The organism is Gordonia sp. NPDC057258 (assembly GCF_042668985.1).
Taxonomy (GTDB): domain Bacteria; phylum Actinomycetota; class Actinomycetes; order Mycobacteriales; family Mycobacteriaceae; genus Gordonia; species Gordonia hongkongensis.
Map to the genome: position 1 here is coordinate 25,244 of NZ_JBHUXZ010000045.1, position 10,589 is coordinate 35,832.

General features: G+C 70.1%; 10 protein-coding genes. 8 read left to right on the forward strand and 2 right to left on the reverse strand.

The genetic code is table 11. From position 1 onward, the window contains the following. The first annotated feature begins 1 nt into the window (after window position 1). Genes ACFUEJ_RS21965 through ACFUEJ_RS21980 form a run of 4 tightly spaced genes read left to right on the forward strand, consistent with a single transcriptional unit; the run spans window position 2 to window position 4,912 of the window. On the forward strand, window positions 2-451 hold the full coding sequence (locus tag ACFUEJ_RS21965; protein WP_058251470.1) for a hypothetical protein: 450 nt from the start codon (window positions 2-4) through the stop codon (window positions 449-451). Beyond that, window positions 448-1,956, forward strand: a complete 1,509-nt coding sequence (locus ACFUEJ_RS21970) for an FHA domain-containing protein (protein WP_058251469.1) — start codon at window positions 448-450, stop codon at window positions 1,954-1,956. Before ACFUEJ_RS21965 ends, ACFUEJ_RS21970 begins: the two co-directional genes overlap by 4 nt. An 18-nt stretch (window positions 1,957-1,974) precedes the next feature. Further along, window positions 1,975-4,098, forward strand: coding sequence for a cation:proton antiporter (locus ACFUEJ_RS21975; protein WP_388031827.1), 2,124 nt, complete (start codon window positions 1,975-1,977; stop codon window positions 4,096-4,098). Between the two features lies 1 nt (window position 4,099). Beyond that, entirely contained in the window at window positions 4,100-4,912 is an 813-nt protein-coding gene (locus ACFUEJ_RS21980; RefSeq protein WP_058251467.1) for a protein kinase, read from the forward strand. Between the two features lie 77 nt (window positions 4,913-4,989). On the opposite strand, the gene ACFUEJ_RS21985 is transcribed toward ACFUEJ_RS21980, so the two are convergent. Both ACFUEJ_RS21985 and ACFUEJ_RS21990 read right to left on the reverse strand, forming a co-directional pair. Then, window positions 4,990-6,564: a serine/threonine protein kinase gene (locus ACFUEJ_RS21985; RefSeq protein ID WP_388031829.1), complete on the reverse strand. Its 1,575-nt coding sequence runs from the start codon at window positions 6,562-6,564 to the stop codon at window positions 4,990-4,992. Between the two features lie 89 nt (window positions 6,565-6,653). Further along, complete coding sequence (locus ACFUEJ_RS21990) at window positions 6,654-6,959, reverse strand: hypothetical protein (RefSeq protein WP_058251465.1); 306 nt, start codon at window positions 6,957-6,959, stop codon at window positions 6,654-6,656. 202 nt (window positions 6,960-7,161) lie between these two features. On the opposite strand from ACFUEJ_RS21990, the gene ACFUEJ_RS21995 reads away from it, so the two are divergent. The 4 genes from ACFUEJ_RS21995 to ACFUEJ_RS22010 form a co-directional block, all read left to right on the forward strand. Then, window positions 7,162-8,025, forward strand: coding sequence for a universal stress protein (locus ACFUEJ_RS21995; protein ID WP_058251664.1), 864 nt, complete (start codon window positions 7,162-7,164; stop codon window positions 8,023-8,025). 76 nt (window positions 8,026-8,101) lie between these two features. After that, window positions 8,102-8,551 carry a redox-sensitive transcriptional activator SoxR gene (gene soxR, locus ACFUEJ_RS22000; RefSeq protein ID WP_211538230.1) on the forward strand — a complete coding sequence of 150 codons (450 nt, stop codon included), beginning with the start codon at window positions 8,102-8,104 and terminating at the stop codon, window positions 8,549-8,551. A 56-nt stretch (window positions 8,552-8,607) separates the two neighbouring features. After that, window positions 8,608-9,636 carry a patatin-like phospholipase family protein gene (locus ACFUEJ_RS22005; protein WP_226512786.1) on the forward strand — a complete coding sequence of 343 codons (1,029 nt, stop codon included), beginning with the start codon at window positions 8,608-8,610 and terminating at the stop codon, window positions 9,634-9,636. Continuing rightward, window positions 9,633-10,589: MFS transporter (locus tag ACFUEJ_RS22010; RefSeq protein WP_388031832.1), on the forward strand; the 957-nt coding region annotated here is incomplete at its 3' end. The genes ACFUEJ_RS22005 and ACFUEJ_RS22010, both read left to right, overlap by 4 nt.

A 10,589-nucleotide genomic window follows, 5' to 3' on the forward strand; every position in this document is an offset into this window, starting at 1 on the left:
CATGTTGCCCACCCTGTGGGGGCGAATCCAGACCCGCGTGCTGGTGCTCGGCATCCTCGGCGGCCTGTGGACCATCGTGCTCGTCCCGTTCCTGTGGCTCATCTCCTCGGGGGACCCGTCGATCCTCGACGTCTACCGGGTCGCCTTCACCGTGCTCGTCACCGTCATCGTCCTCGGGGTGCTCTGGGAATTCCTGTACCACTTCCTGCAGCAGTTCCGCTGGGAGAAGGACTGGCCGACGCTCTTCGGGCTCCTCACGGCGATCAACGAGGGCATCCTGGTGTGGATCGTGATCGATGGCACCGGACTGATCCCGGAGTCGCTGCAACCGTCGCCCGTCGTGTTCACCGTCCAGTTCGTCACCACCTGGTTGCTGGTGTGGGTGGCGGTCAACGGTCCACTACGCGCCGTCTTCCCCCACTGGCGATTTCAGGGAGGACGGTTCCTGTGACCGGTCCGGGCGACATCCCGAGCGTCACGCCGACGGTGACGCTGATCCCCGGTGCGGGGATCGTGATCCGTACCCCGGCGTTCCTGTGCCTGACGAACGACGCGGTGCCCGTGTCCTTCCTCACCGATCTGCTCGACATCGAATCTGCGGTGGTCGTGCCGGATTCGGCACCGCGGCGGGGCCGGCACCTGGTACGGGCGCTGGCTCAGCTGGTGGCCACCGCCGACGACCCGGTCGACATCGCCTTCGCGGCTCCCGACAATGCCGGCATCGCGATCTTCCTCTCGGGCCGGGTGTACGGGGAGACTGACGGCAAGCGGATCGAGCCGCCCGCGGGCGATTCCTATGACCGCGCCGTGCCGTGGCCGTTCGAGGGTCTCGGGCTCTACCTCGCCGGCACGAAGCCCGCGGAGGTCGGTGACGAGCGCTTCGACCTGGTCCAGGGCACGGTGCCTGCCGCGGGCGCGCTGCTGCACACCCCGCTGGGGTTGCGCGGCACCGAATTCCACTCCCTGGCGGAGCGACCGGCGCAACCGCGGCCGGAACCGGCGGCGGCGCGGCCGGAACCGGCCGTCGAACCGTCCCGACCCGACCCGGACGCGGGTCCACCGACCGAGGCCCTGGACGATCTCGACAAGCCGGCACCCGGGGCGCCGGAACCCCCGGCGCCCGAGCCCATCCGGAAACGGTCGCCCTTCGACGACTTGCCGCCGGAGCCGGACCCGATGGGCACGACCGAGCGGATGGCGCCCGGCGCCGATGGTGGTGCCGACCTGCCGGCACCCGATCCGTTGCCGTTCACCTCGACTCCGCTGGGCGGTCCGTTCGGGTCGGAACCGTTGTCCCCGAAAGTTTCCCACCCACCTGAGCGGCCGCCGCGGGACGCCAACCCGCCGAGCGGCCGGCCTCGCGTCGAGCCGGCTCCCGCGCCGAATCCGTTCGCCGAACCGCTCGAACCGCGCGCGCCGCTGCCCAAGGAGGAGCATCAGAAACCCGCGACCGAGGTCGTCAAGATCGAGGCGTCGCGGGCCATGGTGCACGGCATCCGTTGTTCGCGAGGCCATCTGAACCATCCGCAGTCGTGGCTGTGCGGGGTCTGCGGAATCCGGATGGACCAGTTGACGACGTTCCTCGTCGAGGGCGAACGGCCTCCGCTGGGCTGGTTGCTGCTCGACAACGGGTTCACCTTCCTCCTCGACGAGGACCTGGTGATCGGCCGGGAACCGGGATCGGCCGGCGGTGGACCGGCGGGTTCGCCCAAACCGATTCGCGTGCAGGACGAGACAGGTCAGCTCTCGCGCCGCCACGTGGAGATCCGGCTGGTGGAGTGGACGGTACAGCTGGTCGACCTCGGGTCGGCGAACGGCACCTTCGTCACCGATCCGAGCAGCGGCAACCGGGAGACCCGGCTGCTCCCGCATCGTGCCCACGTGCTGGTGCCGGGGTCGCATGTCCGGATCGGCGGGCGCCACTTCATCTTCGAGTCACACCACGCCCGTATCTGAGCGAACGGACCCGAGGTCATGGACAAACACACGGTCGCCTTCCTGCTGCTCGACGTCGCGATCGTCATCGCCGCCGCCCGGGTGGGTGGGATGATCGCGCGTGCCTGCCGTCAGCCGGCCGTGGTGGGCGAGATCGCCGCCGGTATCGCGTTGGGTCCCAGCCTGCTCGGGCTCCTGCCCGGCAATCCCGACCAGTGGCTCTTCCCCGACGACGTCCGGCCGCTGCTGGGAGCACTGGCCCAGATCGGCCTCGTGCTGTTCATGTTCATCGTCGGCCTCGAACTGGACATGCGGCTGACCAAAGGGCGTGAACGCGCGGCGGCCAGCATCTCGGCATTCTCGATCGCGCTGCCGTTCGCCCTCGGCGCGGCCCTCGGCCTGCTGCTCTATCCCTCGCACGACATGGTCGGGGGAATGGAGATCGAGCGGCTGGGGATGGTGCTGTTCATGGGTGTCGCGATGTCCATCACCGCCTTCCCGGTGCTGGCGCGGATCCTCACCGACCGCGGGATGATGAGAACGATTCCCGGGGTGTTCAGCCTGGCCGCGGCCGCCATCGACGACATCCTCGCCTGGACGCTGCTGGCGTTCATCATCGCCATCATCCAGGGCGGCAGTCCGCTCGAGGTCGCCAAGATCGTCGGACTCACGCTCGTCTACGCCGCGGTGATGTTCGGTGTCGTCCGTCCACTGCTGGCGAAGCTGATCGCCTGGCGCGACAGCGCCGGCCGGCTCACGCCGGACATCCTGGCGGTCATCCTGATCGGACTCTTCCTCTCGGCGACGGCCACCGACGTCATCGGCATCCATCAGATCTTCGGCGCCTTCGTGTTCGGCGCGGTGATGCCGAAGGTGGGAGCCGAACAGCTGCACCGGGAGATCCTCGAACGGCTCGAGCAGGCGAGCGTGCTGCTCCTGCTGCCGATGTTCTTCGTCGTCACCGGCCTCAACGTCGACCTCACCCAGATCGGCGTCGCGGGCATGGGGCAGCTGCTGCTGGTCCTGCTCGTCGCGATCGCGGGCAAGTTCCTCGGCGCCTATGCGGGCGCGCGGGCGAGCGCCATCCCCACCAGACAGAGCGCGGCCATCGCGGTGCTCATGAACACGCGGGGACTCACCGAGCTGGTGATCCTGGCCGCGGGGCGCGAACTCGGTGTGCTGAGTGACGAACTGTTCGCGATGCTCGTGGTGATGGCGCTCGTGACCACGATCCTGACCGAACCCCTGCTGCGCGTGGTGTATCCGGACAAGGTGGTGGCCAATGACATCGCCGCCGCCGAACGTCGCGCCCTGGCCACCGCCACTGCCCCGCGGGTTCTGGTGCTGTTGCGCGATCCCGTCGGCACGACCGCCGACCTGCGGGCGCGGCATCGGCGAATGCTGGACTGCACCACGGGATTCGACGTAGTCCTGGCCGGGTTGCTCACCGCCCCGGACCGGTCCGTGCGCCCGCTCGAGGTCGGGATTCCGGTCGTGCCGGACTTCGCGGCGATCGCATCGGCCGTCGAGCGCCTCAACGAGTTGGGCGCGTCGCTGACCGGCGCGGGTGCGGTGTCGGTGCTGTGCCGGTTCAGCGCCGATCCCGCAGCCGACCTCGAGGCCATGTCGGAGAACGCCAATGCCGACCTCGTCCTCACGGACAGTGGCGACCGGCTCCTGGGGGAGTCGCTGCGATCGGCTCCGGTGGCCGTCGTCGACGAGACCACCGATGACACCGTGGCACCGAGTCGTAGCACCATCACCTGTATCGCTGCGGACGATCGCAGCGGACGGACCGCTGCGCTGATGGCCGCGGGTCTGGCGCTGTTCGGGTCGCGGTCGCTGACCGTCGTCGCATCCGGCTCTCGGCGTCGGTGGCTGGCCGACCTCAACGCTGTTGCCGAACAGGGGGTTTCGGTGTCGGTGCAGGATCCGCGCCGGCACCGCGACAACGCCGTGTCGTTCACCGTCGCCGGATCGGACGAAGGCGATTCGGCCGTACCCGTTCCGGTCACCGTCGTCGACAACACCGAGACGAGCGAGGAATCGCTGGGCGACCGCGTCGCGATGCTCTACCCGTCTCCGGCCGCACCATCCGCACCCACGAGGGCGGCCGACGATCCGTCCAGTCCGAACATCGGCTCATCATCGGAGAGGCACTGACATGCCAGAAGTCGAGATCCCGCAGCAGCTGGCGGATTTCACGGTGCTCGAGAAGCTCGGCATGGGGGGCAACGGCACGTTCTATCTCGCCGTACCCCCCGCGCGACTGCGCCTGGCCACCGACCGCGTCGTGGTGAAGGTCTTCGGCGGCGTCTGCAGCGACGACGCCTACCGCCGCGGGGTACGCGAACTGCGGGCGTTCGCCGCCGTCGTCTCGCCCTACCTCGCCGGGCTCTACGACGCCGTGCTGCAGGGCCAGTTCATGTATGCGATGGAGTATTTCCCGCTCGGCTCGCTGGGCAGTCCGGCGCGCGAGCTCAGCCGAGACGAGAAGCTGGCGGCGATCGCCGACGCGGCGCGCGGCGTGGACGCCTTGCACGAAGCCGGTATCGCGCACGCCAACGTCACGCCGTCGAGCATCATGGTCACCGAGACCGGCGGCAAGATCTCCGATCTCGGTCTGGCCCGGGTGCTGGCGGCCGACGAGCCCATCACGAGCTTCGCCCAGCCCGGGGCGGTGCAGTACATGGACCCCGCATTGTTGGCCGGCGATGTGCCGTCGCGGGCGACCGACATCTGGTCGCTCGGGGCGTGTCTGCACCGTGCCCTCACCGGCGACGGGGTGTACGGGGAGGTGCCGGATACCCAGCCGCTGCTGGCGATCCGGGCGGCGCTGTCGACGCCGCCGGCCCTCTCGGAGAACCTGGACCGCGACGAGCGCACCCTCATCGCCAACTGTCTCGCCCTCGCCGGCTCCCGTCCGTCGACCGCGATGGAGGTCGCCGACCGGATCGACGGGCTGCGCGGACGTTGAGGACAGGCGTCATCGGGCGGTTCGCGCCCCCTGCTCCCTGCGTCACGAAGGGTCGGCCTTCGTCCCGGTCACGGTCGTCAGCCGAGCGGCGCCGTGCGCCACCAGTCGTCGAGGATCTCGCGGCCGGTGTGTCCGGGCCACGTCGTCACCAGGGTGTACTGCGCATGCGGTGGCCCGGTGAAATTGGTGACGACCCAACCGTCGACGACGCTGTCCCGGCTCGCCGACGCCGGACCGTCGCGCCAGCTGATCTCATCCCCGGGGTAGCCCTTGAGGCCGATGGTGACGGCAGCGCGTGATGGTGACGTCGGCGTGTGCCACACCACGAATCCGACGTTCGCGGCGTCGGTGCACGAGATCCCGTCGATGCCGTCGCGGACGACGGGCTCACAGTCGGCATCTCCCCATCCCGACGCCTCGGGCGTCTCCGGCAGGAGTTGCGGGAAGGCGGCGGCGATAGGGGCGACGCCCGCCGGCCACGGCGGCGGTGTGGTGCGGGCGCCGAGCAGCATCACCGTTCCGACGACGACCGCGACGATCGCCGTGGCGACGAAGAACGGCGCGATCAGCCGTCGTCGACGCATCGACGGGGAGGCCGTCGGCGGGGGCGCCAACGGTGGGGGTGTCGGCGGCCGGTTCACCGGCCCGGCCCCCCGCGGCCGGTCGGTGACGACCTCGGTCGGCCGATCCGGATGACCGGCGGGCTGGAACACGCGCGGGACGCCGGCGGCCGGCCCCGCGTCCACGACCTCCGTCGTGTCGGAATCGGTTGCGGCGGACTCATACTCGGATTCAGGGTGGCTGGCGGGGATGATCTCGGTCGGCGGTTCGCCGTCGGAGTGGGTGAGGTGCAGGGCGAGCTCGGCCGCTCGGACGAATTCCGCGCAGGTGCGGTATCGGTGTTCTGAATCGGCGTCGAGCGCCCGTGCCAGCACGGCGTAGAACGCCGGCGACACTGCACCCGACACCCGGTGCCGAGCGACCGAGCTTGTGCCGGTCACATTCGGCCCGCTCGCTTCGCTCCCGGCGCCGGTGAGCATTTCGACGAGGGTACGTCCCAACGAGGCGACATCGGCTGCCGGGTGCGGCATCTCGTCGCCCGCTATCGGTGCGGTGAGGCCGAAACCGGTGAGCGTGACGGCACCGGGCACCGACGCCCCGGCGACGGTCGGGTCTGCGGAGCCGTTGAGCAGGATGTCGGCGGGGGAGACGTTGCCGTGGACCAGGCGCCGGCGATGGGCCGCGTCGAGCGCCTCGCCGACGACGGTGACGACGCGCACCGCCAGATCGATGTCGATGCCGTCGGGGTGGCGCCGGATCAGCAGGGCGGCGTCGGAGGCGGGCACGGGAGCCACCGCAACCCAGGCGCGTCCGTCGACGATGCCGTGTCCGGTGATGCGCGCGATCCCGGGATGCGCCATCGCGGAAGCCTTTTCGATCGCATCCCGGAACCAGTTGCCGTACGCGGGAGTGATCGAGGCGGCCCGGTCCACGACGGTGAGCAGCACGCGCTCGGCGGGCGCCCCCGGATATGGGGCCGTCGCCAGGTAGTCGGCGCCGGCGACGCGTCTGCGCAGGAGGCGCTCGATGCGGTGACGCCCGACGAGAGCGCCCGGAGGAAGTGGTTCGTCGTGGGTCGGACCGACGGACACGGCGCCTCCCTCACCTCACGTGAAAGGACCGACTCTACCGGTCAGAGGGCTTCCACCGGGGCGAACGACGCCGGGCGACCCCGCCCGGGTCATTCGAAGAGGACTGGCGCGGAGTTGAACAGCATGACGATGAAGAAGAACAACAGGAACCACGCCGCCCCCTGCCACACCTGCCAGCGACCGTTGCGTTTCCAGACTCGGTACGTGCGGTACAGCATGGTGCTCGCGCCCAGGAGAACCACGACGGGAGAGGCGACGACCAACACGGTCTGGAGGGGATCCGACGACGCATGCGCGAAGAACAGCAGGCCGAGTCCGAGTGCGACGGTGATCCCGATGTGGATCATGATTGCGCGAAAGTCGTTGGTGCCGTTCTGCGGAAGGGGTGACGTCATGGTGTCTGCCAGGTTACACGGCGCCCGAATCGTGGAGAAAGCGACGGTGGTCGGGACCTCGTACTCATTGCCGCGGCAACGGCGCCGGGGCAGGATGGGGGCCGGGGCCGATACCGGGCCGCCCGGGGCGAGCCCGGGCCGACCCGCGGCCGAACCGAAGACCCCGCCAGGGGCCGTCGCGATCAGAGGAGATGAGCCAAACATGAATGCGATACTCGTCGGCGTGGACGGGTCGGACGCGGCCACGGGCGCGGTGCGCTGGGCGGCGCGGGCGGCCGCTGCCGAAGGTCTCGACCTCAAGGTCGTCGGTGCGTACGACGCCAGCACGAGTGACTACGCCCCCGGCCTGATCATCCCGCAGGATGTCGTCGACGCCATCCGCCAGGACGCCTCCGACGCGGTCCATGCGGCCGCCGACGCCGCGAAAGAAGCGGCACCCGGCGTGACGGTCGCCACCTCGATCGTCGACGGCGACGCCGCGCGCGTGCTGCTCGAACTGGGCAAGGACGCCGCGATGATCGTCGTCGGCACGCGCCGTCTCGGCAGCGTCAAGGGCCTCTTCCTGGGTTCGGTGAGCACCAGTGTCGCCGCTCACGCACACGGCCGGGTCACGGTCGTCGCCGCCGAGGGCAACCCCGACGGACCGGTGGTCGTGGGGGTCGACGGCTCACCGGTCAGCGATGCCGCGGTCGCCGAGGCGTTCCGGCAGGCCTCGCTGCGCAATGTGCCGCTCCGCGCGGTACACACCTGGACCCCGCTCGACGCGGACGCGCTCCACGGGTACGGCATCGGCGCCGACGAGGTGGCACGGATGACCCAGGACGCGGTCGAGGTACTCGCCGAGCGCCTCGCCGGGTACGCCCAGGACTACCCGGACGTGACGATCGAACGATCAGTCCTGCCCGAGGAGCCGGCGAAGGCGCTGCTCGACGAGGCGGGCGCGGACGCATCGCTGCTCGTGGTCGGCAGTCGCGGCCGCGGTGGCTTCCGCGGACTCCTGCTGGGCTCGACCAGCCAGAAGGTGATGCACCACGCCGACTGCCCGGTGATGGTCGTCCGCACCTGACCCCACGGTGAGCGCTGCCCGTCGTCCCCGGTCGCGCACCGGGGACGACGCCGTCGGAGGCGCTTACCATCGACCCATGACGCTGAAGAAGCCGGAGCTCTCGGTCGGCGAGCTGGCCCAGCGAGCCGGGATCGCCCCGTCGGCGGTCCGCTTCTACGAGGACCAGGGCCTGATCTTCAGCCGGCGCACCTCCGGGAACCAGCGCCGCTACCACCGGGCGATGCTGCGGCGCGTCGCATTCATCCGCGCCTCGCAGGTCGCCGGGATTCCGCTGTCGGTCATCGGCGAGGTGCTCGCCGAACTGGGCGACCACGAGTCGCCCCCGAAATCGATGTGGGAAGCGGCGTCGAAACGCTGGATGGACGACATCAACCAACGCATCGCACTGCTCGAGAACATGCGGGACATGATCGGGTCCTGCGTGGGTTGCGGTTGCCTGTCGCTTGGGGAGTGCCATCTCCTCAACCCCGGCGACGAACTGAACAAACTCGGCCCGGGGCCGCGGCGACTCCTCACCGAGCAGTAGCCGTCTCCGCCAGTTGCGATGTCGGGGAGCAGAACAGGCGGCGGTACTGTTGGCCCATGGCTCGACCGTCGCGCGTGGCGCTGGCTCTGGGAAGTGGCGGCGCCCGCGGTTACGCGCACATCGGGGTGATCGCCGAACTCGAGGCGCGGGGGTTCGAGATCGTCACCGTCGCCGGCTCGTCGATGGGTGCTCTCGTCGGCGGGTTGTATTGCGCGGGGAAACTCGACGACTACGTGGACTGGATCTCGGGTCTGTCCCAGCTCGACGTCGTCCGGTTGCTCGACGTCTCGCTGACCAAGCCGGGCGTCATCGGGGCCGAGCGGATCCTGCTGCGGGTGCGGGAGATCCTCGGAGACACCGCGATCGAGGACCTGCCCGTCCCGTTCACCGCGGTCGCCACCGATCTGAACGCCGGCCGCGCGGTCTGGTTCCAGCGCGGTGTCCTCGCCGACGCCCTGCGTGCGTCGATCGCGATCCCGGGCGTCATCAGCCCGCACGAGCACGGTGGGCGGCTGCTGGCCGACGGCGGGATTCTCGACCCGCTGCCGGTGGCGCCCACCTCGACGGTGCCCAGCGATGTGACCATCGGCGTCATCATCGGTTCCGACGGTGGCCCGGAAGCGGGCGCCACGCGCGAACAGAAGGCCAGGGGACTGCTGCGGCGCAACGTGGCGCCGATCCTCGACAACGAGTTCATCCGGGCGGTCCGTGACCGGCTCGGCCACGAGATGCCCTCGGGGGAGGCAGCGGCGTCCGATGCGGCGGTGGCCGCCACCGGTGGCGGCGCCGTCGCGGTCGATGCCGCGGCCGAGTCCGGCTCCGTCCCGTCCGCCGAACAGGTGGCGCCCGCGTTCGGCGTCGACGAACCGGCCCGGATGGGACGCGTGGAGGTGCTGAGCCGGTCGCTCGACATCATGCAGGAGGCCCTGACCCGCTACCAGGTCGCCGGCTATCCGCCCGACGTGCTGATCCGGGTACCCCGCCGGACGGTCCGCACGCTCGACTTCCACAAGGCCTCGGAGATGATCGAGCTCGGCCGGACCCTCACCGCGCGGGCCCTCGACGACCTCCCCGAGCTGCCATGAGGCAGATCCCCCGCGGCATCTGGGTGCTGCTGTCGGCGAACGTCGTCATCGCACTCGGATACGGGTTCATCGCGCCCGCGCTGCCGACCTTCGCCCGCACCTTCAACGTCTCGTTCACCGCCGCGACCGCGGTCATCTCGGCGTTCGCGGTGATGCGCCTGGCGTTCGCGCCCGCAACGGGACGGTTGGTCACCGTCTTCGGCGAGCGGCGCATCTACCTGACCGGTCTGCTGATCGTCGCGGCCAGCACTCTGGCGTGCGCGTTCGCCCAGTCCTACTGGCAACTGCTGATCTTCCGCGGCCTCGGCGGCATCGGGTCGACGATGTTCAGCATCTCGGCGATGGCCTTGCTGATCCGTATGGCGCCGAGCGACATTCGCGGTCGCGTGTCGGGCTTCTTCTCGGCGGGGTTCCTCATCGGCAGCATCACCGGTCCGCTCATCGGGGCGGCGCTGGTCGGCTTCGGACTCCGGGTCCCGTTCGTGGTGTACGCGGTCGCGCTGCTCGTCGCGTCGACGGTGGTGGCGACCCAGTTGCGGGAGGTGATCGCACCGGATCAGGCCGACGGCCCGACGGGCGGGCTGATCGGTTTCCGGACCGCCCTGCGCGACAGCGCCTACCGGGCGATCCTCGCGTCCAACTTCACCCAGGGCTGGGCGTCGATGGGGGTCCGGGTCGCGGTGGTGCCGCTGTTCATCACCGAGAGTCTCGGTGCCGGAGCGGGAATGGCGGGAATCGTGCTGGCGATCTACGCCGCGGGCAACGTGCTGGCGATCCTGATCGCGGGCCGTCTGTCGGACCGGTTCGGACGGCGGCCCATCATGCTGCCCGGACTCGTCATCACCGTCGTCGCCACCATCGCGCTCGGGTTCTCGCCGAACGTGGGCGTCGCACTGGCGTTGTCGGTGGTCGCCGGGGTGGGCTCGGGACTCTTCCCACCCACCCATCAGGAC

Coding starts and splice junctions, on each gene's coding strand:
- ACFUEJ_RS21965 (WP_058251470.1), top strand. CDS start 2: ATGTTGCCCACCCTGTGGGGGCGAATCCAGACCCGCGTGCTGGTGCTC.
- ACFUEJ_RS21975 (WP_388031827.1), top strand. CDS start 1,975: ATGGACAAACACACGGTCGCCTTCCTGCTGCTCGACGTCGCGATCGTC.
- ACFUEJ_RS21980 (WP_058251467.1), top strand. CDS start 4,100: ATGCCAGAAGTCGAGATCCCGCAGCAGCTGGCGGATTTCACGGTGCTC.
- ACFUEJ_RS21990 (WP_058251465.1), bottom strand. CDS start 6,959: ATGACGTCACCCCTTCCGCAGAACGGCACCAACGACTTTCGCGCAATC.
- ACFUEJ_RS21995 (WP_058251664.1), top strand. CDS start 7,162: ATGAATGCGATACTCGTCGGCGTGGACGGGTCGGACGCGGCCACGGGC.
- soxR (WP_211538230.1), top strand. CDS start 8,102: ATGACGCTGAAGAAGCCGGAGCTCTCGGTCGGCGAGCTGGCCCAGCGA.
- ACFUEJ_RS22005 (WP_226512786.1), top strand. CDS start 8,608: ATGGCTCGACCGTCGCGCGTGGCGCTGGCTCTGGGAAGTGGCGGCGCC.